19 protein-coding genes and 1 pseudogene are annotated in these 23,253 nt (G+C 64.2%); 9 read left to right on the top strand and 11 right to left on the bottom strand.

Annotation, left to right across the window (positions count from 1 at the left end):
* Nucleotide 1: 1 nt before the first annotated feature.
* Together IVB19_RS11520 and IVB19_RS11515 are read left to right on the top strand one after the other, a co-directional pair.
* Nucleotides 2-916, top strand: coding sequence for an SDR family oxidoreductase (locus IVB19_RS11520; RefSeq protein WP_007593675.1), 915 nt, complete (start codon nucleotides 2-4; stop codon nucleotides 914-916).
* Nucleotides 917-1,045: 129 nt separating this feature from the next.
* Nucleotides 1,046-2,158, top strand: a complete 1,113-nt coding sequence (locus IVB19_RS11515; protein ID WP_026233273.1) for an SMP-30/gluconolactonase/LRE family protein — start codon at nucleotides 1,046-1,048, stop codon at nucleotides 2,156-2,158.
* 52 nt (nucleotides 2,159-2,210) lie between these two features.
* Here IVB19_RS11515 and ppc read toward each other — a convergent pair whose 3' ends face one another.
* From ppc to IVB19_RS11490, 5 genes are all read right to left on the bottom strand, one after another.
* Nucleotides 2,211-5,000 (bottom strand): phosphoenolpyruvate carboxylase, encoded by a 2,790-nt coding sequence (ppc, locus tag IVB19_RS11510; RefSeq protein ID WP_247488114.1) that lies wholly within the window; start codon nucleotides 4,998-5,000, stop codon nucleotides 2,211-2,213.
* 727 nt (nucleotides 5,001-5,727) lie between these two features.
* Nucleotides 5,728-5,952: a hypothetical protein gene (locus IVB19_RS11505; RefSeq protein ID WP_247488116.1), complete on the bottom strand. Its 225-nt coding sequence runs from the start codon at nucleotides 5,950-5,952 to the stop codon at nucleotides 5,728-5,730.
* A 292-nt stretch (nucleotides 5,953-6,244) separates the two neighbouring features.
* The gene (locus IVB19_RS11500) at nucleotides 6,245-6,649 is read right to left on the bottom strand and encodes a YccF domain-containing protein (RefSeq protein WP_018456965.1); all 405 of its coding nucleotides are present in this window, start codon (nucleotides 6,647-6,649) and stop codon (nucleotides 6,245-6,247) included.
* Nucleotides 6,650-6,820: 171 nt separating this feature from the next.
* A complete protein-coding gene (locus tag IVB19_RS11495) occupies nucleotides 6,821-8,365 on the bottom strand; it encodes an acyl-CoA synthetase (protein WP_247821421.1) in 1,545 nt (514 codons plus the stop codon).
* 128 nt (nucleotides 8,366-8,493) lie between these two features.
* Nucleotides 8,494-9,303, bottom strand: coding sequence for a crotonase/enoyl-CoA hydratase family protein (locus IVB19_RS11490; RefSeq protein ID WP_018456967.1), 810 nt, complete (start codon nucleotides 9,301-9,303; stop codon nucleotides 8,494-8,496).
* A 116-nt stretch (nucleotides 9,304-9,419) separates the two neighbouring features.
* On the opposite strand from IVB19_RS11490, the gene IVB19_RS11485 reads away from it, so the two are divergent.
* A complete protein-coding gene (locus tag IVB19_RS11485; protein WP_018456968.1) occupies nucleotides 9,420-10,292 on the top strand; it encodes an SDR family oxidoreductase in 873 nt (290 codons plus the stop codon).
* On the opposite strand, the pseudogene IVB19_RS11480 reads toward IVB19_RS11485, so the two are convergent.
* Nucleotides 10,199-11,316, bottom strand: a pseudogene (locus IVB19_RS11480) (IS30 family transposase). The gene IVB19_RS11485 and the pseudogene IVB19_RS11480 sit on opposite strands and share 94 nt — an antisense overlap.
* Nucleotides 11,317-11,558: 242 nt before the next feature.
* Between IVB19_RS11480 and IVB19_RS11475 the strand changes: the two are divergent.
* A complete protein-coding gene (locus IVB19_RS11475; RefSeq protein WP_247821420.1) occupies nucleotides 11,559-13,139 on the top strand; it encodes a fatty acid--CoA ligase in 1,581 nt (526 codons plus the stop codon).
* 168 nt (nucleotides 13,140-13,307) lie between these two features.
* On the opposite strand, the gene IVB19_RS11470 is transcribed toward IVB19_RS11475, so the two are convergent.
* The gene (locus IVB19_RS11470; RefSeq protein WP_247488679.1) at nucleotides 13,308-14,582 is read right to left on the bottom strand and encodes an acyl-CoA dehydrogenase family protein; all 1,275 of its coding nucleotides are present in this window, start codon (nucleotides 14,580-14,582) and stop codon (nucleotides 13,308-13,310) included.
* 210 nt (nucleotides 14,583-14,792) lie between these two features.
* Here IVB19_RS11470 and IVB19_RS11465 point away from each other — a divergent pair, with 210 nt between their 5' ends.
* Nucleotides 14,793-15,572 carry an enoyl-CoA hydratase-related protein gene (locus IVB19_RS11465; RefSeq protein WP_247488681.1) on the top strand — a complete coding sequence of 260 codons (780 nt, stop codon included), beginning with the start codon at nucleotides 14,793-14,795 and terminating at the stop codon, nucleotides 15,570-15,572.
* Between the two features lie 146 nt (nucleotides 15,573-15,718).
* Here the strand turns inward: IVB19_RS11465 and IVB19_RS11460 are convergent, their stop codons facing one another.
* From IVB19_RS11460 to IVB19_RS11450, 3 genes are read right to left on the bottom strand one after another with little or no spacing between them, the layout of a single operon-like run.
* Nucleotides 15,719-16,096 carry a DUF6285 domain-containing protein gene (locus tag IVB19_RS11460; protein ID WP_026233275.1) on the bottom strand — a complete coding sequence of 126 codons (378 nt, stop codon included), beginning with the start codon at nucleotides 16,094-16,096 and terminating at the stop codon, nucleotides 15,719-15,721.
* A 2-nt stretch (nucleotides 16,097-16,098) separates the two neighbouring features.
* Nucleotides 16,099-17,085, bottom strand: a complete 987-nt coding sequence (locus IVB19_RS11455; RefSeq protein ID WP_247488682.1) for a phosphotransferase family protein — start codon at nucleotides 17,083-17,085, stop codon at nucleotides 16,099-16,101.
* Nucleotides 17,082-17,870 (bottom strand): enoyl-CoA hydratase/isomerase, encoded by a 789-nt coding sequence (locus IVB19_RS11450; protein ID WP_247821419.1) that lies wholly within the window; start codon nucleotides 17,868-17,870, stop codon nucleotides 17,082-17,084. Before IVB19_RS11450 ends, IVB19_RS11455 begins: the two co-directional genes overlap by 4 nt.
* Nucleotides 17,871-18,035: 165 nt before the next feature.
* On the opposite strand from IVB19_RS11450, the gene IVB19_RS11445 reads away from it, so the two are divergent.
* From IVB19_RS11445 to IVB19_RS11435, 3 genes are all read left to right on the top strand, one after another.
* Nucleotides 18,036-18,815, top strand: a complete 780-nt coding sequence (locus tag IVB19_RS11445; RefSeq protein ID WP_204510639.1) for an SDR family NAD(P)-dependent oxidoreductase — start codon at nucleotides 18,036-18,038, stop codon at nucleotides 18,813-18,815.
* Between the two features lie 112 nt (nucleotides 18,816-18,927).
* Complete coding sequence (locus IVB19_RS11440) at nucleotides 18,928-19,308, top strand: VOC family protein (protein ID WP_247488686.1); 381 nt, start codon at nucleotides 18,928-18,930, stop codon at nucleotides 19,306-19,308.
* A 274-nt stretch (nucleotides 19,309-19,582) separates the two neighbouring features.
* The gene (locus tag IVB19_RS11435) at nucleotides 19,583-20,860 is read left to right on the top strand and encodes an acyl-CoA dehydrogenase family protein (RefSeq protein ID WP_027516797.1); all 1,278 of its coding nucleotides are present in this window, start codon (nucleotides 19,583-19,585) and stop codon (nucleotides 20,858-20,860) included.
* Between the two features lie 49 nt (nucleotides 20,861-20,909).
* Here IVB19_RS11435 and yghU read toward each other — a convergent pair whose 3' ends face one another.
* A complete protein-coding gene (yghU, locus tag IVB19_RS11430; protein WP_085362319.1) occupies nucleotides 20,910-21,791 on the bottom strand; it encodes a glutathione-dependent disulfide-bond oxidoreductase in 882 nt (293 codons plus the stop codon).
* A gap of 303 nt (nucleotides 21,792-22,094) precedes the next feature.
* On the opposite strand from yghU, the gene IVB19_RS11425 reads away from it, so the two are divergent.
* Nucleotides 22,095-23,228: a nitronate monooxygenase gene (locus IVB19_RS11425; protein WP_018456978.1), complete on the top strand. Its 1,134-nt coding sequence runs from the start codon at nucleotides 22,095-22,097 to the stop codon at nucleotides 23,226-23,228.
* Nucleotides 23,229-23,253 lie beyond the last annotated feature (25 nt).

Below are 23,253 nucleotides of genomic sequence, written 5' to 3'. Positions count from 1 at the left end.
CATGACGAAATCACTGCAAGACAAGGTCATCATCGTCACCGGCGCAGGCCGCGGCATCGGGCGCGAAATCGCGCTGCTCTGCGCCGGCGAGGGCGCCAAGGTCGTCGTCAACGATCCCGGCGTCGCCGCGGACGGCGCTGGCACCAGCGCCGCGCCCGCCGAGGAAGTGGTCGAGGAGATCAAGAAGCGCGGCGGCACCGCCGTCGCCAATTTCGAGTCGGTGGCCGAAGCCATCCCCGCCAGCAAGATCGTGAAGACCGCGACCGATCATTTCGGCCGGCTCGACGGCGTGGTCAACAATGCCGGCATCCTGCGCGACATGATCTTCCACAAGATGAGCGTGGAAGCGTTCGAGGCCGTCATCAAGGTGCATTTGATGGGCTCGTTCTACGTCAGCCACGCCGCGGCGCGGATTTTCCGCGAGCAGGAGTCCGGCTCGTTCGTGCACTTCACCTCGACCTCCGGCCTGATCGGCAACTTTGGACAAGCCAATTACGCCGCCGCCAAGCTCGGCATCGTCGGCCTGTCGAAGTCTATTGCGCTCGACATGGGCCGCTTCAACGTTCGCTCCAACTGCGTCTCGCCGTTCGCCTGGACCCGCATGATCGGGACCATCCCGACTGAGACCGAAGCCGAGAAGGCGCGCGTCGAGAAGATCAAGCAGATGGGCCCGGAGAAGATCGCGCCGGTCTGCGCCTATCTGCTCTCCGATGCCGCCAAGGACGTCTCAGGGCAGATCTTCGGCGCACGCATGAACGAGCTGTTCCTCTTCAGCCAGAACCGGCCGCTGCGCTCGGTGCATCGGAGCGAAGGCTGGACGCCGCAATCGATCGCGGAACACGGCATGCCGGCGCTGAAAGGTTCGTTCTACAAGCTCGACCGTTCCGCCGACATCTTCCCGTGGGATCCCGTGTAAGGATCCCGTCGAGCCGCACTTCCGGCATTCCTGCTCTGCGATCTCCGGCTGCCTTGTCCGGAGATCGCTCCGCTTTACGCCCGATTGCTGGCGGATCATTTCCTCCCAACACAACTTTGGGAGGAAACCATGACAAGAATGCTGACCGACTCCGACGACACGACTGCAGGCAGCGGCCTCGCCCGCCGCACGCTCCTCAAGGGCGCCGCGACCGTTGCCGCATCCGCCCTGCTCGCCTCACGCGCGGACGCCCGCGACTTCGGCGCCAATGCCGAGCCGCAGCGCTATCCCGATCCTGACATCATTGCCATCGATCCCAAGCGCTTCAAGGCGAAGGTCGGCAACACCGCAATCAAGCGGCTCTATACCGGCTGCCTGTGGGCGGAAGGGCCAGCGTGGAATGCGCAAGGGCAATATCTGGTCTGGAGTGACATCCCCGCCAACCGGCAGCTGCGCTACCTCGATGACGACGGCCACATCTCCGAGCAGTTCCACAAGCCGTCGAACGAGGCCAACGGCAACTCGTTCGACACCGAGGGGCGCCAGCTCAGTGCCGAGCGCACCCGGCTCGTCCGCTATGAGCACGACGGTTCGGTGACGACCCTGGCCGAGCAGGCCGGCGGCAAGCCGCTCAACGGCCCCAACGACATGGTGGTGCATCCCAACGACAAGGCGATCTGGTTCACCGATCCCGGCTACGGCGCGATCAGTATCTACGAGGGCAAGCTGGCCAATACCGGCTCGCTGCAGCCCCATCAGAAGGAAGCGGTTTATCGCATTGATCCGCAGAGCGGCCAGGTCGCGAAGGTGGCCGACGAGCCGTTCAAGCCGAACGGCATCGCTTTTAGTCAGGACTACAAGAAGCTCTATGTCTGCGACACCGGCATCACGCATTATCCTGAAGCCAAGAACGTGGTGTGGTCGTACGACATCGATGGGGCGAAGCTTTCGAACCCGAAGAAGCTGATCGACATGACGCTCGACGGCAAATCAGGCTTCCCCGACGGCCTGCGCGTCGACACCGAAGGCAACATCTGGGTCGGCGCCGGCTGGGTCGGCCCCGGCTATGACGGCGTGCAGGTGTTCGCGCCAAACGACGGCGCGCGCATCGGGCAGATCCTGTTGCCCGAGACCTGCGCCAACGTCTGCTTCGGCGGCAAGAAGCGCAACCGCCTGTTCATGACCGCGAGCCAGTCGCTCTATGCGGTGTATGTGGAGACGCAGGGCGCACATTTCTGTTGAGTGCAGCGAATGGTGAGTGGCGAATGGATTCCACTCGCCACTCACCATGTCTCTACCCCGTATTCCTCAATCCCGCCGAGATCCCGTTGATCGTCAGCTGAATCCCGCGCAGCACCTGCTCATCCGGGTTCTGCGCGCGATGCTCTTTCAGCAGCTCGACCTGCACATGGTTGAGCGGGTCGAGATAAGGGAAGCGGTGGCGCACCGAGCGCTCCAGCAGCGGGTTGCCTTGCAGCAGCCGGTCCTGGCCCATGATGTCCAGCAGCGTCTCGATGCAGGAATGCCATTCGCGGCGGATGCGGCTGAAGATTTTTTCGCGGAGCGCCTCGTCGGGCACGAGTTCGGCATAGCGCGAGGCGATCGCGATCGAGCTCTTGGCCAGCACCATGTCCATGTTCGACAACAGCATGCGGAAGAACGGCCATTCCTTGTAGAGCTCTTTGAGGAACGGCATGCCCTTGTCGGGATGCTCCGCGATCCATTGCTCGACCGCGCTGCCAAAGCCGTACCAGCCGGGCAGCATCAGGCGGCATTGCGCCCAGGAGAACACCCAGGGAATGGCGCGAAGGTCCTCGATCGCGCGGGTCTTCTTGCGCGAGGCCGGGCGGCTGCCGATGTTGAGCGTCGCGATCTCGTTGATGACCGTGGACGCCCAGAAATAATCGACGAAGCCGTCGGTCTCGTAGACGAGGCCGCGATAGGCCTTGAAGGCGAGATTTGAAAGCTCGTCCATCGCGGTCAGATATTCGCGGCGCGGCGCGCTCTGGCGCGGATGCAACAGGCTCGCCTCCAGCGTTGCGGCTGCCAGGATCTCCAGATTGTTGCGGCCGACTTCGGCGTTGGAGTATTTCGACGAGATGATCTCGCCCTGCTCGGTGATGCGGATCTGGCCGTTCACCGCGCCGCCGGGCTGGGCGATGATGGCATCATAGCTCGGTCCGCCGCCGCGGCCGACCGAACCGCCGCGGCCATGGAACAGGCGTAGGCGCACGCCGTGGCGCTCGAACACGTCGACGAGGCCGATCTCGGCCTTGTAGAGCTCCCAGCCCGAGGTGACGAAGCCGCCATCCTTGTTCGAGTCGGAATAGCCCAGCATGACCTCCTGCACGCTGCCGCGGCTGTCGACCAGGCGGCGATAATCATGCAGCGAGAGCATGCGGTCCATGATGGCGCTGGAAGCCTGCAAATCCTCGATGGTCTCGAACAGCGGCACGATGTTGATGGCGCTGCGCCCGGAGGGATGGACGAGACCGACCTCCTTCAGGAGCACCGCGACCTCGAGCATATCCGACATGCCCTTGCACATCGAGATGATGCATTGGGGGATGGCGTCCGAGCCGAACTTCGCGTGCGCCTCGGCGGCGGCATGGAACACGTTGAGCTCGCCCATCGTCTCGTCGCTGTACTTGACGAACGGCGACACCAGCGAGCGCGTTGAGCGCAACTCGTTGGTGAGCAGCGAGATGCGGGCGTCCTCGCCGAGCGCGAGATAGGACATGCCGGGATTGGCGGCATCCATCAGCTCGGCAATGGTCCGCTCGTGCACCGCCGAGTTCTGCCGGATATCGAGCCGGGCCAGATGGAATCCAAAGCAGTCCACCGCACGCCGCAGCAGCCGCAGCCGGCCGCGGGCGATGACGCCGGCGTTGTTGGAGATCAGCGAGCGGTGCAGCACGTCGAGATCGGCCTTTAGCTCCCCGACGCTGTCATAGGGCGCGCCCTTGCCGACCGGCCGGCGCGTAATCTCGACCTGAAGCATTTCGGCCGTGGCGGTGAGGCGCGCATAGATGCCGGAGACCGCGAGGCGATAGGGCTCGCCGCTCCGGTGCGGCGAGGTATCGGGCGAGCGCTCCGCCAGCGTGCGCAGCTCCTCGGAGACGTCGGCGAGGTGCGCCGCGATCGACAATTCCGAGCCGAGCACGTGCAGCTCGTTCAGATAGAACTGCATCACCCGGCTCGACTGCAGTCGCAGCGTGCCGCGCATCACGTCGGCGGTGACGAAGGGATTGCCGTCGCGGTCGCCGCCGATCCAGCTGCCCATGCGCAGGAACGAGGCGAGCTCGCCGGCCGCCTGCTCGCCGCCCTCCTCCAGCCGGTCCTCCAGCGCGTTGACCAGCCGCGGCACCTCGCGGAGAAACGTGTAATCGTAGAACGACAAGCCGTTGGCGACCTCGTCGAGCACGGTGAGCTTGGTCCGGCGCAGCAGGTTGGTCTGCCACAGCGTCAGCACCTCGCGGCGGAGCTGCTCGTCGCTGGCGGCAGCCTCTTCCGCCGTCAGCGCGACGCGCTCGCGACGATCGAGCAGGGCTGCGACCTCCATCTCACGGTCCATGGTGCTCTTGCGGCGGACCTCGGTCGGATGCGCCGTCAAAACCGGGCTGACCAGCGCGCTCTTGAAGAAGTTGCGCAGGGCATCGGCACCGATGCCCGCAGCCCTCGCATGGGCGAGCGTCTCGGCCAGCACGCCGGAGCCGCCGCCCTTGTTGGCGCGCATCTGGCGGATGTTGTTCTGGTCCTCGGCGATGTTGGCGAGGTGGGAGAAATAGCTGAAGGCGCGGACGATCCGCACCGTCTCGGAGGTCGACATGCTGTCGAGGATCTGCTCGAGCTCGCGGCGGGCGAGCCGGTCCTCGTCGCGGTGGAATCGGATCGAGGTCTGCCGGATGCGCTCGACCAGATCGAACAATTCAGGCCCCTCCTGGTCGCGCACCGTGTCGCCGAGAATGCGCCCGAGCAGGCGGATGTCGTCCCGCAGCCGCACGTCCGCTTCCAGCGCCTGGACGTCCTCAGGGCGATTGGGGCGCTGCTCGGCGGCGTCGGATGATACGGTCTGGAGGGACATGGCTCGCTCCGCTGTTCGAGCTCGCTTCGCTGCCCGGCTCAGCCGAGTGTGCAAGTTTTTTGTCGCAGCGCAAGATGAAGTTGGGGGCGGCGCGGCAACATCACCGATCATGGGAGAAATGCGCCTTGCTGAACGGCGCGCGCACACGTCCGCGGTCTCGCGGCGCAGGGGCCCGAGTTTTGCTGTCCGTTTCGCCCTCATCGATAAGAAAGGGCGCAGGGAAGGCCGGGCGCCGGCTGGCACCCAGGGTCCGCACGCGAAAGACGCACGCGGGGGTGACCACAGGTGATGCCGGAACATCCCGGCCTTCCCTGCGCAATGGTTTACGGCTTATGGCGCGCTCTCCCCGGGGAGCGACGCACTATTGCCCCCGTCGCCTTGCAGATGATCGATGCGCGCACCCGGTCGGGCCGCACATCACCGCAAGCCTTGACGCACAGACCCCGGGCGTCAGGACCACACGCTTTTGCCGTCCGCGGACGTCCCTCCCCGGACATCCGGAAGCTCGCGCGTGCTCGTCACCGAAGCCGAAAAGAACCGCTGTGACCGCGCCGGGTCGTTCGCGCGGATCGCGATGACTCACAGGCGTAGCCCGCCCTGCCATCTCGTCACGCGCCGGCGCTGCCGCGTCCATCGCATCCCGGCTCACGTATCGTGACGATCGCGAAACGCCCTTTTTAGCGGGCCAGAATAGTTGCGGTTTACCCGAAGAAGCGAATTCGGTCAATCAGAATATTGGAGAACCGATCGATTGACCTGCATGTGGCGGGTTTTGCCCGTCGGGCAACGCGAGGGATTGTGGGTCGGAAGCATTGAGCGGCCCACCCAACTCCAAATAGTGACGCTTACCAGTGGCGATGGTGCCGCCAACCATAGTGATGGCCTCGGCCTCTGCCCCAGCCGTAATGATGACCACGGCCGCCGCGATGACCCCACCCGTGGCCACCGCCATGTCCGTGGCCGCCCTTGACCTCGATGGTGTCAGTCTGAGACGCGCCCAGTGTGTCCGGCTTGGCAACGGGCATCGCCGAAGCAGAAGGTGTGGGTGTCAAAGCAACGGCCCCCGCCACAAAGCCCACCAAGCAAAGCCACTTCATGCAATCGCCTCCCGATAAGAATGAACCAAGGGCCAGCCGCGGCACATTGCGGCCGCGTTCGCTCCCGCTCGTCAACAATGAAGCCGGGAAAAAGTTGCAATGAAATGTGACGCATTGCGGAGGCGTAGGATATCCTACGAGTTTGCCTTAAGCCGGCACGATCACCTTGCCGATCGGCCAGAGCGCGATGCCGGCGAGCTTGAGGTGGGCCCAGGCGAAGGGAATGCCGATGATGGTGATCGCGAGGGCCACGGCGGTGAAGAGGTGGCCGAGCGCCAACCACCAGCCGGCGAGCACGAACCAGATGATGTTGCCGATCACCCCGAGCGGGCCGGTGCCGACATCCTCGACACCGGTGACCTCATAGCGGCTGACCGCCCGCGAGCCGAACGGCATCAGCGTGTAGACGGCGATATTGAACGCCGCCCGCGCCCAGGGCAGGCCGATGATGGTGACCGCCATGATGACCGCGGCGACCAGCCAGCCGAGCGCCATCCAGGCGCCGCCAATGAGAATCCAGAGCAGGTTGAGCAGGATGGAAACGGGAGCCATGGGATGATCCGAAGGTCGATGATCCCGTGAGTATAGCACGATGCGCGAGGTTGCGATCGATAAAGCCGCTCACGTATTCGCGTGCTCGTGTAGCCCGGATGAGCGAAGCGACATCCGGGTCTTACTGGTTGTTATCCCGGGTATCGCTTCGCTCACCCGGGCTACGCACCGCTAGATCTTCCGCCCCGCCTGCTCCCAATAGGGATCGCGCAGGCGCCGCTTGAAGATCTTGCCGGAGTCTTCGCGCGGCAGCCCGGTGCGGATCTCGATGTGCTTTGGGACCTTGTAGTCGGCAAGCGAGGCCTTCAGGCGGGTGCGGATTTCGGCGGCATCCAGCGTAACGCCGGCTTGCGGCTCGACCACCGCCATCAGCGCTTCGCCGAACTCGGCATCGGGGATGCCGAACACCGCGCAATCATGCACGCCGGGCACCGCGTGCAGCACGGACTCGATCTCGGCCGGATAGATGTTGACGCCGCCCGAGATCACCATGTCGCGCTTGCGGTCGCAGATGAAGACGTAGCCCTCTTCGTCGATATAGCCGACGTCGCCGGAGGTGATGAAGCCGTCGCGATCGATTTCGGCGCGCTTCTCCGGCTTGTTGTGGTAGGTGAAATCGGCCATCCTGGCCATGCGCGAGTAGATCTCGCCGATCTCGCCTACACCCAGCACGCGTCCGTCCTCACCGATGAAGCGCAGCTCGGCGCCGGGCGAAATCCTGCCGACGGTGCCGGGCTTCCTCAGCGCGTCCTCGGAGGTCGCGAAGGTGACGGCGCTGGATTCGGTCGAGCCGTAGAATTCATAGATCACCGGCCCCCACCATTCGATCATGGCGCGCTTGACGTCCGCCGGACAGGGTGCTGCGGCGTGAATGATGTGGCGGAGCGAGGAGACGTCGTATTGCTTGCGCACCTCCTCCGGCAGCTTCATCAGGCGGATGAACATGGTCGGCACCATGAAGATGGTCTCGATCTTGTAGCGCTCGATCAGCTCGAGAAATTCCTCGGGCTCGAAGCGGGGCATCAGCACCAGTGCGCCGCCGAGTTTTCCCGCGCGAATGCCGAACGAGTTCGGCGCGGAGTGATAGAGCGGGCCCGGCAGGATCGTGCGGGCGCCGGGCTTGAGCCCGTAGATCATCGCGCGCATGCGCTCGCCGGCAGCCGCCTGCTCCGGCGTCGGCGCGTTGCGCCGTACGCCCTTGGGGTGGCCTGTCGTGCCCGAGGTGTAGATCATGTTCATGGGCTGCGGCACGACCGGGCCGTCATAGGGCTGGTGCTCTGCGAGCCAGGATTCGAAATCGATCGCGAAGTCCGGCGTCTTCAGATGATCGGGATCGATCTTGTAGCTGGACAGGATCTCCGGGGGCGTCGGCACGCTGAGCACGGTGACGCCTTGGGGAATCGCATCGCGCAAGGCATGCAGCATGTCGGCATGGCCGATCAGCACGGAGGTGCCGGTGTCGTTCAGGATGTAGTTGATCTCCTCCGGCTTGAAGTGCCAGTTGATCGGCACGCCGTAGGCGCCCAGCCGCATGGCGGCATAGGCGGCTTCGATGAAGGCGATGTCGTTGCGCATCAGCATGCAGACGCAATCGCCCTGCCTGACGCCGATCTGGCTGAGACCGCTCGCGATGCGGTCGGCACGATCAGCGACCTCGGCATGGGAGCGGCTGCGCCCGCCGGAGACGATGCCGAGGAAATTTGAGGTTTCGCTCATTGTTGTTTTTCTTTGTTGTTGAAGTTGCCCCTCATGGTGAGGAGGCGCAAGGCGCCGTCTCGAACCATGAGAGCCCGTGGCCCATCCCTCGAGACGCCGCTTCGCGGCTCCTCGGGATGAGGTCTGCGCTAATCCGCAAACTTCGGCGCGCGCTTCTCCAGATTGGCACGCACCGCCTCGGTCTGGTTCGCGCTGCCGATCAACTTCTGCTGCTCGACGGACTCGGCGAGTAGCGCGGGGCCCGGATCGACCGAGAGATTGTTGAGCATGCGTTTCGCGGCGCGGATCGCATCGGGGCTTTTTCCCGCGATCTCGCGCGCGACGTCGAGCGCGGCAGCGCGCGGGTCGTCGCAGATGCGCGTGGCGAGACCGTAAGCCATCGCCTCCTGCGCGGAGAAGATGCGGCCGGTGTAGGTGAGATCGCGCAAGATGTCGTCGCGCACGAGCGAAGCCAGGATCGGGGTGCCCGCCATGTCGGGTACCAGACCCCATTTGATTTCCATCACCGACATTCGCGCATCGGGCGTGAGGAAGCGCATGTCGGCGCCGAGTGCGAGCTGGAAGCCGCCGCCGAAGGCGACGCCCTGGATCGCCGCGATCACGGGGACCGGAAGCTGGCGCCAGCCCCACACGGCCTGTTGCGCAAAATTCGCCTGGCCGTGCGTGCGTTTGGTGAGGTCGCGATTTTCGCCACCCGGAATTCCATTGCCCCCCTTTTCCTTCATGGCGGCAAAACGCCCCATGTCGAGACCGGCACAGAAGGCGCGGCCCTCGCCGGACAGCACCACGACGCGCACGCCTTTTTCCTTCGAAAGCCGATCCGTTGCGGCCACAAGGGCCTCGAACATGGCCTGATCCAGCGCATTCATCTTGTCCGCGCGCACCAGCCGCACGTCGGCGACGCCTTCCGAGATCGAGATCGAGACGCGCTCTTCCATGGATGAATTCTCCCCTGGTTCCCGGCTGTTCTTGTTCGGTGCCGCTTTACAGGAAGCCGGCGGCCGGATTTAGTCAATCGATCAATTAACCGACAATCGCGACGGGGGAAACAGCCATGTTCAAGGAAAATCTTCTGGCGGGGCGGCGCATCCTCGTGACCGGCGGCGGCACCGGGCTCGGCAAGTCGATGGCGGCGCGCTTTCTCCAGCTCGGCGCGGAAGTGCACATCTGCGGCCGGCGCAAGATCGTCTGCGACGAGACCGCGACCGAGCTGATGGCTGAGCATGGCGGCCGCGTCACCAGCCACGGCGTCGACATCCGCAACGCGCTCGCGGTCGAGGAGATGATCGAGACCATCTTTCGCGACGGCCCCCTCACCGACCTCATCAACAACGCCGCCGGCAATTTCATCTCGCGCAGCGAGGAGCTGTCGCCGCGCGGCTTTGACGCCGTCGCCAACATCGTCATGCACGGCACGTTTTACGTGACGCAGGCGGTCGGCAAGCGCTGGATCGCGTTGAAGCAGCCCGGCAACGTCGTCTCGATCACCACGACCTGGGTGCGCAACGGATCGCCTTACGTGGTGCCGTCGGCGATGAGCAAGTCGGCGATCCATGCCATGACGATGTCGCTCGCGACCGAATGGGGCCGCTATGGCATCCGGCTGAACACGATCGCGCCGGGTGAGATCCCGACCGAGGGCATGAGCAAGCGCATCAAGCCCGGCGACGAAGCGGGCGCGCGCACCAAGGCGATGAACCCGATGGGCCGCGTCGGTACCATGGAGGAATTGCAGAACGTCGCCGTGTTCCTGATCTCCGGCGGTTGCGACTGGATCAGCGGCGAGACCATCGCCATGGACGGCGCGCAGGCGCTCGCGATGGGCGGCAATTTCTACCAGCTCCGCGACTGGAGCGACGACGACTGGAAAACCGCACGCGAGAGCATCATGGCGCAGAATGAAAAGGACCGTGCGAAGCGGGGCTGAGGCTCTCTCCGTAGTCGTCCTGGCGAAAGCCAGGAGGTGGATTCACACTCGAAGTGCAACAGTTGAGAGGAGAAGGCCTCGGCCGGGGTTCTGAAGTCAAGGCATTTGCGCGGGGTGTTGTTGTAGGCGGCAATGGACTGAGGGAAGCGCCTGGTTGGGAGCTTTTCGAGGTCGGTCTTTCGGGGGATGAAGCGGCGCAAGCGGCCGATGGCGTTCTCGATGCCGCCCTTTTGCCACGGCGCGTGCGGGTCGCAGAAGAAGGTCTTCATCAAGAGGCTCTGCAAGGAAAGGTGGGCGGCGAACTCGGTGCCGTTGTCGAAGGTGACGGTACGGCGCAGTGCCTCCGGTACGGCTTTGAACAGGCGTACGAGATGGCTAGCGATACCGGCGGCGAACTTGCGTTCGATGGGAACGGCGAGCAGCAGGCGCGAGGTTCGCTCGTGGACGGCCAGGATGGCCTGCCGGTATTTGGAGAACATCATCAGATCGGCTTCCCAGTGGCCGGGACTTTGCGATCGGCGACCTCGGCAGGCCGTTCTGCCAGCGAAACACGGCCTTCGATGAAGCTTGCGGGGCTCCCGCCTCGTTTGCCGCGGTGGCCTCGCTTGCTCTTGCCCCGAGGCAGATAGCGCCGCCAGGTGAAGTCCGTCGTGCGTGTGATCTGGGCGTAGATGAAGCGGTAGATGCTCTCGTAGGAGATCACCCTACGGCCACGTTCCCGGGCCAGCCTGCCTGCGACCTGTTCGGGTGACCAACCGCGGCTCAAGCCTGCCAAGACCTCGCGGCGCAAGCTGGCGTCCCGCTCGAGGCGAGAGCCCTTCCAGCGCCGCGCCCGGGTCTGCTGCTGAGCATAGCTTGGCTTGTAGCCGACTTGCCTGCCACGGTTCCGCCTCAGCTCCCGAGAGATCGTTGATGGCGGCCGATCCAAAGCTGCCGCGATTTGCCCGACCGAGCCGCCATTGGCCGAAAGGCGGGCAATCTCGCATCGATCGTCAAGGGAGAGCTGTTTGTAAGTCCGCCCCATGGCAACACCTCCAGATGGAAGTGTTGCACTTCGTTTGTGAACTCAGGGGACCCATTATCACCGAATGTTCTTTGGCGAAGATTGGCCATGGCCAGTCTTCGCCGAATTGCGTTTTGTGGCTATGGGTCCTGGCTTTCGCCAAGACGACGACGCTGAAGCCAGGCGTACCCTCTGCCATCTTGTCTTCGCCCGCGGATGACGCCACACTCCGCGGCATAAGAACAAGACGTCACGGGAGAGACATGTCCACCACACAGCCATTGGCTGACCTCGCCGACATGGTGCGCGAGCGCGCCAAGAGCCGCGGCAATGCCATCGCCTTCGAGTTCGAAGGTCGTGTCACCAGCTTCGCCGAGTTCGACATCAAGACGAATCGCGTCGCCAATGCGCTGATCGCGATGGGTGTGAACAAGGGCGAGCGCATCGCCTATCTCGGCAAGAACAGCGACAACTATTTCGAGCTGCTGATGGGTGCCATGAAGGCCGGCGTGGTGATGGCGCCGGTGAACTGGCGGCTCGCGGGCCCCGAGGTCGCCTTCATCGTGAGCGACTGCAAAGCGCCGGTGCTGTTCGTGGGACCTGAGTTCATCACCCAGGTCCGCCAGATCAAGGACCAGTTGCCGGGCGTGCGCAGCGTCATCACCACCGAAGGCGGCGCGCCGGAATGGCAGGATTTTACAGCTTGGCGCGATGCACAGAGTGGCGACGATCCCAAGGTGCCGATCGACACTAAGGACATCGCGATCCAGCTCTATACCTCGGGTACGACAGGCAAGCCGAAGGGCGCGATGCTGTCGCATGCGAACTTCCTCAACCTGGTGCAAACAGGCAATGCCGAGGACAAGCCGGAGTGGAACCGATGGTCGACCGACGACGTGTCGCTGGTCGCGATGCCGATCTTCCATATCGGCGGCTCCGGCTGGGGCGTGATGGGGCTCTACCACGGCGCCCGCGGCGTGATCGCGCGCGAGTTCGATCCGACCAAGGTGCTGGATTTCTTCGAGCAGTCCGGCATCACAAAGCTGTTCATGGTGCCGGCGGCGATGCAGTTCGTGGTGCGGCAGCCGCGCGCGAAGACAATCGATTTCTCCCGGTTGAAATACATGCTGTACGGCGCCTCGCCGATACCGGCGGCGCTGCTGAAAGAATGCATCGAGATCTTCAAATGCGGGTTCGTGCAAATGTACGGCATGACCGAGACCACCGGCACCATCGTCGCGCTGCCGCCGGAGGATCATATCGAGGGCTTGGAGTGGATGCGCTCGGCCGGCAAGGCGCTGCCGGGCGTCGAGATCGCGATCCTAGACGTTGACGGCAAGCCGCTGCCGCCGCGCGAGGTCGGCGAGATCGCGACGCGCTCGGGCTCCAACATGGCCGGCTACTGGAACCTGCCGGAAGCGACCGCCGCGACGCTGCGCGGCGACGGCTGGCTGCGCACGGGTGATGCCGGCTACATGGACGAAGACGGTTATCTCTACATCCACGACCGCATCAAGGACATGATCATCTCCGGGGGCGAAAACATCTACCCGGCCGAGGTCCAGAGCGCGCTGTGCGATCATCCCGACGTCGCGGAAGCTGCCGTGATCGGTATCCCCGACGACAAATGGGGCGAGGCGGTGAAGGCCGTGGTGGTGATGAAGCCCGGCAAGCAGGCGACCGCCACCGACATCATCAACTTCACGCGCGAGCGCATCGCCGGCTTCAAGACGCCGAAGAGCGTGGAGTTTTTGCCGGCGCTGCCGCGCAATCCCTCAGGCAAGATTTTGCGACGGCAGTTGCGGGAGCCGTATTGGGCGGGGAAGGATAGAAGGGTGAATTAGCACCACTCCAGCCACATCGTCGTCCCGGCGAAGGCCGGGACCCATAGCCACAGGATTGGGTTTTGCGAAAACTCGGAGTTGCCGTCTGGCGCAACGACTTCTCCGTGGGGTAATGGGTCCCGGCCTTCGCCGGGACGACTCCGGGGAGAGACTGCGCGCAACAATCTCTCAATGCTTCCCCGGCCCCATATAGCCGAACAAAAATCCCGCTACCTTGCGGATCTGGATCTCCTCGCTGCCCTCGGTGATGCGATAGCGGCGGTGATGGCGGTAAATGTGCTCGAACGGCTTGTGGCGTGAATAGCCCATGCCGCCGTGAACCTGCATGGCGCGGTCGGCAGACTCGCAACACAGGCGGTTTGCCCAGTAGTTGCACATCGAGACGCGGTCGGAGAGCGTCCGCTCGATCTGCTCCTCGGTGAGCTTGTCCATTTCCCAGGCGGTCTTGCGGATCAACAGGCGCAGCATCTCGGCCTGCGTCGCAAGCTCGACCAGCGGGAATTGGATCGCCTGGTTCTCGGCCAGCGCCTTGCCGAACGGTTTTCGCTCGCGCGCATACTTCACGCTCTCGTTGATGCAGTAGACCGCTGCCCCCAACGAACTCGCTGCCTGCCGGATGCGGTTTTGATGGACAAAACATTGCGCCAGCGACAGGCCGCGACCGTCCTCGCCGAACAGCGCATCCTCCGGCACGAACACGTCCGTAAAGCTGACGCGGGGATGATCGGTCGGCATGTTGAAGGTCCACATATACTCTTCGATCTTCACGCCATGGCTCGTGGCCGGCACCAGGAAGCAGGTGATGCCGCGGGCATCGCCGTCATTGCCTGACGTGCGCGCGAACAGCGCGCAATGCGTGGCGACGTGCATGCCGGTCGTCCACATCTTCTCGCCGTTGATGATCCAGCCCTTGACGTTGTCACGGGTCGCGGGCACCGCGCGCGCTTCCATATGGGTGGCGTCGGAGCCGTGATTTGGCTCGGTCAGGCCGAAGGTGATGCGGTACTTGCCCTTGATCGAGCCGTCGATCATCGCCTTCTGGTCGTCGCGTCCGTAGCGATCGAGCATGGTGGCGACGGGGAAGTTGCCGACGATGGAATGCTCGTTCTGGAGGTCGTTGTGCAGGCCGAGCCCCTTGGCGGCAAAGTGCTCGCGGATGACCGCCATCCAGAGGTTGGAGCCATTCTTGCCGCCATATTGCTTCGGCACCGCAAAACGCAAATGACCGGCGGCGTCTGCGAGATCCTTGGCCTTGCGCAGCAGCGCCTCCCATTCGTGGCGCGGCAGGCCGCCATTCTCGAAATCGGTGCGCGCCCATTCGCGGCGGTGATCGAAGAAGCGGATGTTATCGTCGGCCGCCTCCAGCGGCTTGATCTCTTGTTCGATGAAGAGGTCGAGCTTTGCGAGATAGGCGACGAGATCGGCAGGCAGCGAGAAATCCACGGCTCTCTCCCGGATGATTTTTTCGTTTTGCGTTAAGGCGCTGGGCGCAGCTTTGCTTCGCACGATTAAGGTGAGAAGAGCGCCGCCAAGTCAAGCAATGGGAGGCGTGTGAGATGCGCAAGGCGCATTGCGCAATTCGATGGTGCTCCAGCGCGGAGGCGCGGTAGTATTCCGGCAATATTCCTTCACGAGAAACTGCGGGAGCGCGCGATGGAGCTGAAATTTTCCAAGGTGGAACGCAAGGGGCCGATCACGATCGTCACGCTGTCGCGGCCCGAGGTCTACAACGCGCTGCACACCGACGCGCATTTCGAGCTCAACAAGGTGTTTGACGATTTCTCCGCCGATCCCGAGCAGTGGATCGCGATCGTCACCGGTAGCAGCGACAAGGCGTTCTGCGCCGGCAACGATCTGAAATGGCAGGCCGCCGGCGGCAAGCGGGGCTGGGACAAGGGCGGCTTCGCCGGCCTCACCGCGCGCTTCGACTGCGACAAGCCGATCATCGCCGCGGTCAATGGCGTGGCGATGGGCGGCGGTTTCGAGATTGCGCTGGCCTGCGACCTGATCATCGCCTCGGAGAACGCGACCTTCGCCTTGCCCGAGCCGCGCGTCGGGCTGGCCGCACTCGCCGGAGGCCTGCACCGGCTGCCGCGCCAGATCGGGCTGAAGCGCGCCATGGGCATGATCCTCACCGCGCGTCATGTCAGCGCCAAGGAGGGTCTCGAACTCGGATTCGTCAACGAGGTGGTGCCGCAGGGCGAAGCGCTCACGGCCGCGCTGCGCTGGGCCGAGATGATCACCAAGAATTCTCCGATGTCGATCCGCGCGTCAAAGCAGGCGATCCAGAAGGGCCTCGGCGTGTCGCTGGAGGAGGCGATCGAGGAGCAGCGGGAATATCCGGCCGTGAAGGCGATGGTTGCGTCCCAGGACTACATCGAGGGTCCGAAGGCGTTTGCGGAGAAGCGGCCGCCGAAATGGGTGGGGAAGTGAAGGGTCGCTCGGCTCATCACCGCCGTCATGCCCCGGCTGGACCGGGGCATCCAGTACGCCGCGGCTTCTCGGCTCAATCAATGCCGCCTCTGGAATACTGGATCGCCCGCCTTCGCGGGCGATGACAGCAGAGAGTGTAGTACCGCCTACCCGCTTCGCGAGAGTTCGCGTTTGTACGACGCGTAATTCGGCTGGTCCACCGCAAGCTTGTCCATGGTCGTTTGCCACAGATGCTCGGCAAGGCCGGGCGTCGCTAGATCGACCTCGCCCTTGGCGATGCGCTCGGCCAGCGTGCGGTTGAGATCGGTCACCGAGCCGTCCATGCCGAGCAGAGCACGCAGCCGCTCCGCCTCAGCGGCGTCGCTCCCTTCCTCCAGCGTCAATTGCCGCGTCACGAGGTCGAGGATGTTGATGGCGACGCGCAGCTTGAAGGCCTGGTGGCCGGAGATCAGCGGCGCGATGTCGTTGCGGAGGAAATCGGCGACTGACTTCGTCAGCTCGATCGGGGTCGGCTCGTCCTGCATGGTCAACTCCCCCGCGGCGCCAGCAGCCGCAACAGATCGATCTCGGTCTCGGAAGCGCGGCGGCCGATCATGGCGCGTTCCATCGAATGGTCCGGGCCCTCGCGAAAACGCTGCATCATGCCGCCGCACATGATGCCCCAGCGCAGCGTGCCCATCACTTCCCAGAATTTGACACGCGATGGATCGACCTTGCGCCCAGCCGCCTCATAGCCGGCAAACAGCTCCTGACGCGAGCCAAAGCCGCCGACCGGCTTGTCGATCTCGCCAAAGCGCCAGGAGTTGACGCAGACCCAGCCGAGATCCTCCATGGGATCGCCGAGATGGGCGAGCTCCCAGTCCAGCACCGCGCGCACGCCGTCGGCGCCAACGATGAGATTGCCGTTGCGGAAATCGCCATGCACCAGCGTCGTCTCGGCCGAAGGGCCCGGATCGTGGTCGCGGAGCCAGCGCAGCGCCAGCTCGAAGACGGGTTTGGGCCAGTCCAGGCTGCGATAATCGCGTTCGAACTCAGAGATCTCCTCCGTCGCGGACCGGCTGCGCAGCTCGGGCAATTTGTCCAGCGGCAGCCTGTGCAGCTTCGCGAGCACGCCGCCGATTTGCCGCGCGAGACGCGGCCGCGCCGCCGCGAACTCATCGTCGCGCAGAATCTTGCGCGCGATGGTCTCGCCCTCGACCCGCTGCATGATGAAGCCGGTGCCGAGATCGTCGTCCGGCGTCAGCACATGCATCACGCGTGGCGACGGTACGCCTGCCTCATAGGCAAGCTGCATCAGCTGCGCTTCCGCGCCGAGACCTGCCGCGCGCGTCGGCGCTGCGCCATAGCCTTTCGGCGAGCGGCGCAGGATTGCCCCGATCACGCCATCGGGATGCGCGATGTCGAAGCGCCAGGTCTCCTGGCTGGCGCCGCCGGACAGCTTGGCCGCGCCGGTCACGCCAGTCGCCCCCTCGCACCAGCGCGCAACGCCGCGGGAAAGCTCCGCCTCGATCATTTGCCCTTGAACTGCGCCGGACGCTTCTCCAGGAAGGCACCAACACCTTCGCGGAAATCATCCGTGTCGCCAGCACGGAGCTGGCACTGGAATTCGAGATTGAGCTGATCCTCGAAGGAATTCTCCGGGCTGTCCCAATAGAGCTTGCGGATTAGCGACAGCGCGATCGTCGGGCCGCTGGCGAGGTCGCGCGCAAGCCTCATCGCCTCCTCCATCAGCACGCCGTCATCATAGACGCGGTTGACGAGACCCCATTCCAGCGCCTTCTCGGCCGGGAGCCGCTCGCCCATCAGCGACAATTCGATCGAGCGTGCCTTGCCGATCAGCCGCGGCAAGAGCCAGGTCGAGCCGCAATCCGGCACCAGACCGATGCGGCGGAACGCTTGCAGGAAATAGGACGAGCGCGCGCACAGGATCATGTCGCCGAGCAGCGCGAAGCTCATGCCGGCGCCGGCCGCCGGGCCGTTGACCGCGGTCACGATCGGGCAATGCAGATTGCGGATGCGGCGCAGGAAGGGATGGAAGCCGGTCTCGAGCGTCAGGCCGGCCTTGGTCTTCTTCGACTGGTTGTTGCGGCCCTGGAGATTCGCCCCGGTGCAGAACGCCCGCCCTGCGCCCGTCAGCACCACGCAGCGCACCTCGTCCTTCTTCTCCTCGATCGTGTCGAGCGCTTCTGAGAGACCGCCCAGCATGTCCACGGAGACCGCGTTCATCACCTCCTGATGGTCGAGCTTGAGGATCGCGACCGAACCATCGAGATCGAGCGTGACGTGTTTGAACTGCATGGTTTCCTCGTGAGTTGCGGCCTGCACCAGTTTCGCAGACCGGAATTGATTTTGCCGGGGCGCATATTTGATTTTTGGCGCGGTCTTGTCCATGGTGATCGGAGCATAGCAAGCAATCTTGCGCGCAGCGGCTGATGCGCACGAAGCAAAAACAGGAAACGCGCCATGAACCTTTTCGACCTTTCGGGACGCGTCGCCGTGATCACCGGCGGCAATGGCGGTATCGGGCTGGGCATCGCGCAGGCGCTCGCCGGCCAGGGCTGCAACGTCTCGATCTGGGGCCGGAATGCTGACAAGAACAAGGCCGCTGCCGCGAGCCTGGCCGGGCTATCAGGCAAGGTCGACACGCGGGTCTGCGACGTCACCGACCCGACCTCGGTCAACGCCGCGATGAAGGCCACGCTCGACACATTCGGCCGGGTCGACGGCTGCTTCGCCAATGCCGGCATCGGCGGCGGCGGCCGGCGCTCCTTTATCGAACGCACCGAGGAAGAATGGCGCACGATGTTTGCGACCAATCTCGACGGCGTGTTCCACGCGTTCCAGGCTGCCGCAAAACACATGACCGCGCGCGCCGAGGCCGGCGATCGCTTCGGCCGGCTGGTGGCGACTTCGAGCCTCGCCTCGATCTTCGGCACCGCGCGCAACGAGCACTATGCCGCGACCAAGGCCGCGATCAACGCGCTGGTGCGTGCGCTCGGCGTCGAGCTGGCGCGTCACGGCGTCACCGCGAACGCGATCCTGCCGGGCTGGATCAAGAGCGACATGACCTCGGGCCTGATGGCCAACGAGAAATTCGTCGCCAACGTGATGCCGCGAATTCCGGTGCGGCGCTTCGGAGAGGCCAGCGATTTCGGCGGTATCGCGGTGTATCTGATGAGCAAGGCGTCGTCGTATCACACGGCGGATACGTTCGTGATCGACGGCGGTTATACGGCGTTCTGATTCTCGTAGCCCGGATGGAGCGCAGCGCAATCCGGGACCGCCAAAAGCAAACAAGACCCGGATTACGCTTCGCTCCATCCGGGCTACAAATCATAATGAGGGGAACGGACACATGTTTTCACACGTCATGATCGGCACCAACGACCTTGACAAGGCCAAGGCGTTCTACGACAGCCTGCTCGGAACGCTCGAGGTGCGGCCGGCGCGGGTCGACGGCCATCGCATCTTCTACATTACCAAGACCGGCGTGTTCTCGGTGACGAAGCCGATCAACGGCGAAGCGGCGACGCCTGCGAATGGCGGCACCATCGGCTTTGCCGCCAACTCGCCGGAACAGGTCAATGCATGGCATACGGCCGGCATCGCCGCCGGCGGCGTTCCTTGCGAAGATCCTCCTGGTATCCGTCAAGGCCCGGGCGTCAACCTCTATATTGCCTATTTGCGTGACCTCGACGGCAACAAGATCTGCGCGATGCACCGGATGGCAAGCTAGGCCGGCCGCAAGCACCGCTGTCATGCCCCGGCTTGACCGGGGGCATCCAGTACGCCGCAGCTTCTCGATAGATCACATACGCCTCGGAGTACTGGATCGGCCGACCAAGTCGGGCGATGACAGCGAGAATGCCGCCCATTCAAACAACATTTCAAACGTCCGCGATATTCCATCGCATGGCATGGCTCGCGTTGGAAAAAATGCGCGCTCGCACTTTGGCGACGCTGCGACTATTCTCCGGCGCAACGCGATCTCAGCGACCCCGGGAGGAACAATGACAAAACACACCTATATTCCCCGCACCACCAACTACACCCTCAATCCCGGCGACGAGCTCAACGACCTCAGGATGTCGGACCAGGTCCGGCCGCTCTACGATCACGTCAGGAAGTTCATCCGCGACACCGTCGAGCCGATGTCGATCGAATTCGCCAAGGCCGGCGAAGGCAAAGAGGATCGCTGGAGCTTCACGCCGAAGCAGCTCGAGGTGCTGGAGAAGGCCAAGAACAAGGCCAAGCAGGAAGGCCTCTGGAACTTCTTCCTGCCCGACGACGAGACCGGCCAGGGCCTGAAGAATCTCGACTACGCCTATATCGCATCCGAGCTCGGCAAGAGCCCACTGGCATCGGAGAGCATGAACTGCTCGGCGCCTGATACCGGCAACATGGAGGTGCTGGAGCGCGTCGGCACCAAGGAGCAGAAGGAGAAGTGGCTGAAGCCGCTGATGAACGGCGAGATCCGCTCCGCCTATGTCATGACCGAGCCGAACGTCGCCTCCTCCGATGCCAAGAACATCTCGACGAGCGCAAAGCTCGTTGGCGACGAATGGGTCATCAACGGCGAGAAGTATTACATCTCCGGTGTAGGCGATCCCCGCTGCAAGATCCTCATCGTGATGGTGAAGACCAACCCGGATGCGGCGCCGAGCAAGCAGCAGTCGCAGATTCTGGTGCCGCGCGACACGCCCGGCGTCGAGGTGCTCGGTCCCATGTACGTGTTCGGCCAGGACCACGCGCCGCGCGGCCACATGCACATGCGCTTCAACAACGTGCGCGTGCCCAAGGAGAACATTCTGCTCGGCGAAGGCCGCGGCTTCGAGATCTCGCAGCTTCGGCTAGGCCCGGGCCGCATCCATCACTGCATGCGCACTATCGGCAAGGCCGAGAAGGCGCTCGATTTGATGGTGCAGCGTGGCCTCACCCGTGAAGCCTTCGGCAAGAAGATCGCCCATCTCGGCGGCAACATGCAGATCATCGCGCAGGCGCGCTGCGAGATCGAGGCGATGCGGCTGATGGTGCTGAAGGCCGCCAAGGCCATGGACGTGCTCGGCAACAAGGAGGCCCGCGTCTGGGTCTCCATGGTCAAGGCCATGGTGCCGGAGCGAGCCTGCAAGATCATCGACCAGTCGATCCAGATGCACGGCGCCACGGGCATCTCGCACTGGACCCCGCTCGCGGAGATGTATCAGGACGTGCGCCATCTCCGCTTCGCGGATGGTCCGGACGAGGTGCACTGGATGGTGGTGGGACGCCACGAGCTGAGCATGGCGTGAACAACTGCCTCTCTTCCCCTCTCCCCGCACGCGGGGAGAGGCGAAGGGGCTACGACGCGGCCACCTCGCCGATCTTGTCCTGCGTCTTGGTCTCGAAATCGCTAGCGTCATGCCGCTCGTGAAGCTGGCTGGCGGGATCTCCGGAGACACGGTTGACCATGCGGCCGCGCTTGACGGCCGGGCGCTTGGCGATCTGGTCGGTCCAGCGCTGCACGTGCTTGTAGTCCTGCACGGACAGGAATTCGCCGGCGCCGTAGACCAGCCCCTTGGCGAGCGCGCCGTACCAGGGCCACACCGCCATGTCGGCGATGGTGTATTCGCTGCCGGCGAGATATTCGTTGTCGGCGAGCCGGCGGTCGAGCACGTCGAGCTGGCGCTTGGTTTCCATCGCGAAACGGTCGATGGCATATTCGATCTTGGTCGGCGCGTAAGCGTAGAAATGGCCGAAGCCGCCGCCGAGATAGGGCGCGCTGCCCATCTGCCAGAACAGCCACGACATCGCTTCAGTGCGGCTCTTGATGTCCTTCGGCAGGAAGGCGCCGAACTTTTCGGCGAGGTAGAACAGGATAGAGCCGGACTCGAACACCCGGATCGGCTCCGGGCCGGAGCGGTCCATCAGCGCCGGGATCTTGGAATTCGGATTGATGTCGACAAAGCCGCTGCCGAACTGGTCGCCGTTACCGATTCTGATCAGCCAAGCGTCGTATTCCGCGCCCTTGTGGCCGAGCGCCAGAAGCTCCTCCAGCATCACGGTGACCTTGACGCCGTTCGGCGTCGCCAGCGAATAGAGCTGGAAGGGATGCTTGCCGACCGGCAGCTCCTTGTCATGGGTGGGACCGGCGATCGGGCGGTTGATGCTGGCGAACTGTCCGCCGTTCTCCTTGTTCCAGGTCCAGACCTTGGGCGGCACGTAGGCGGGGGTGTCGGTCATGCGAGGGCTCCGGCAAAAAGATGCGTCTGCATTAATTAGCCCGCGGACGGCGGATGGCAAGCCCTGCCGGCCCTGCGTCCGGCGCGGGCCTCGCGACCGCGTCATGCGTCCGACGTTGCCGAGGACGGCCATCACGAGAAGCCGCATCTGTCGAGCCGGGCGTACGGCTTCGCGCAACACGGCGTGTGCACGCAAGATGCGCCGCCAAATCCGGATTGGCATAGCGCAAGACGATGGTCTAGCGTCGATGAGCCTTCGCTCAAGATTGCGACAAGAGCAACGCGAGGCCGCCGGGAGAGAACGATGAAATCGCCGATCTGCGACATGCTGGGCATCGATTTCCCGCTGCTCGCCTTCAGCCATTGCCGCGATGTCGTCGCGGCTGTCAGCCGCGCCGGTGGGTTTGGCGTGTTAGGTGCGACCGTGCACACGCCGGATACGCTCGAACGCGAGCTGAGATGGATCGACAAGCACGTTGACGGCAAGCCTTACGGCGTCGACGTGCTGATCCCCGAAAACATCTCGACTGCGGGCGAGAAGGACGTCACCTGGAAGAGCCTTGAGGCGCGCGTGCCACAGGAGCACCGCAACTACACGCGCAATCTCCTGAAGAAATACGACATCGAACTCACGACCACCGAGGTCGCCGACAACCAGCCGCAGCCGTTCGATGGCAGGACCGCGCTGGAGCTGCTGGAGGTCTCGTTCAACCACCCGATCCGCCTGATCGCCAATGCGCTCGGCGTGCCGCCGAAGGCCATGATCGAGATGGGCAGGAAGCACGGCGTGCCGGTCGCGGCCCTGGTCGGCGCCAAGGAGCACGCGCTGCGCCAGGTCGCGGCCGGCGTCGATATCCTCGTGGTCCAGGGCACCGAAGCTGGCGGCCATTGCGGCGAGGTCTCGACCATGGTGCTGGTGCCCGAGGTGATCAAGGCGATCAAGAATATCCGCGACGTGCCGGTGCTGGCGGCCGGCGGTATCATGACGGGACGACAGATGGCGGCCTGCATGGCGATGGGTGCCGCGGGCGCCTGGACCGGCTCGGTGTGGCTTGCGACCGTCGAGTCCGAGACCACGGAGATCTTTCGCGAGAAGATGATCGCGGCATCGTCGCGCGATGCGGTGCGCTCTAAGGGCCGCACTGGAAAGCCGGCACGGCAACTTCGTTCGGTCTGGACCGACGCCTGGGACCGCGCAGCCGAGAGCCCCGGCGCATTGCCGATGCCGCTGCAAAGTATCGTCAGCCGCGACGCCTTCAACTCGATCGACCGCGCCGCGGCGGGCGGCAACGCCAAGGCGCGCGATCTCGTGAGTTACTTCGTCGGCCAGGGCGTCGGGCTGATCGACAGCGTGAAGTCGGCCGGTGCGGTGGTGCAGGAGTTCAAGGAAGAGTTTGCCGAAGCCGTCGAGCACATGAATGCGCTGGTGGCGGAGTGATTGCCACACACCGTCATTGCGAGCG

The sequence above is a fragment of the Bradyrhizobium sp. 187 genome (assembly GCF_023101005.1).
Classification (GTDB): Bacteria; Pseudomonadota; Alphaproteobacteria; order Rhizobiales; family Xanthobacteraceae; genus Bradyrhizobium; species Bradyrhizobium canariense_D.
This window is presented reverse-complemented; position numbering and strand designations above follow the sequence as displayed.

Coding starts and splice junctions, on each gene's coding strand:
- IVB19_RS11425 (WP_018456978.1), top strand. CDS start 22,095: ATGAAATCGCCGATCTGCGACATGCTGGGCATCGATTTCCCGCTGCTC.
- IVB19_RS11435 (WP_027516797.1), top strand. CDS start 19,583: ATGACAAAACACACCTATATTCCCCGCACCACCAACTACACCCTCAAT.
- IVB19_RS11505 (WP_247488116.1), bottom strand. CDS start 5,952: ATGGCGGTGGCCACGGGTGGGGTCATCGCGGCGGCCGTGGTCATCATT.
- IVB19_RS11450 (WP_247821419.1), bottom strand. CDS start 17,870: ATGCAGTTCAAACACGTCACGCTCGATCTCGATGGTTCGGTCGCGATC.
- IVB19_RS11455 (WP_247488682.1), bottom strand. CDS start 17,085: ATGATCGAGGCGGAGCTTTCCCGCGGCGTTGCGCGCTGGTGCGAGGGG.
- IVB19_RS11465 (WP_247488681.1), top strand. CDS start 14,793: ATGGAGCTGAAATTTTCCAAGGTGGAACGCAAGGGGCCGATCACGATC.
- IVB19_RS11475 (WP_247821420.1), top strand. CDS start 11,559: ATGTCCACCACACAGCCATTGGCTGACCTCGCCGACATGGTGCGCGAG.
- IVB19_RS11460 (WP_026233275.1), bottom strand. CDS start 16,096: ATGCAGGACGAGCCGACCCCGATCGAGCTGACGAAGTCAGTCGCCGAT.
- IVB19_RS11445 (WP_204510639.1), top strand. CDS start 18,036: ATGAACCTTTTCGACCTTTCGGGACGCGTCGCCGTGATCACCGGCGGC.
- IVB19_RS11485 (WP_018456968.1), top strand. CDS start 9,420: ATGTTCAAGGAAAATCTTCTGGCGGGGCGGCGCATCCTCGTGACCGGC.
- yghU (WP_085362319.1), bottom strand. CDS start 21,791: ATGACCGACACCCCCGCCTACGTGCCGCCCAAGGTCTGGACCTGGAAC.
- IVB19_RS11515 (WP_026233273.1), top strand. CDS start 1,046: ATGACAAGAATGCTGACCGACTCCGACGACACGACTGCAGGCAGCGGC.
- IVB19_RS11490 (WP_018456967.1), bottom strand. CDS start 9,303: ATGGAAGAGCGCGTCTCGATCTCGATCTCGGAAGGCGTCGCCGACGTG.
- IVB19_RS11500 (WP_018456965.1), bottom strand. CDS start 6,649: ATGGCTCCCGTTTCCATCCTGCTCAACCTGCTCTGGATTCTCATTGGC.
- ppc (WP_247488114.1), bottom strand. CDS start 5,000: ATGTCCCTCCAGACCGTATCATCCGACGCCGCCGAGCAGCGCCCCAAT.
- IVB19_RS11495 (WP_247821421.1), bottom strand. CDS start 8,365: ATGAGCGAAACCTCAAATTTCCTCGGCATCGTCTCCGGCGGGCGCAGC.
- IVB19_RS11520 (WP_007593675.1), top strand. CDS start 2: ATGACGAAATCACTGCAAGACAAGGTCATCATCGTCACCGGCGCAGGC.
- IVB19_RS11440 (WP_247488686.1), top strand. CDS start 18,928: ATGTTTTCACACGTCATGATCGGCACCAACGACCTTGACAAGGCCAAG.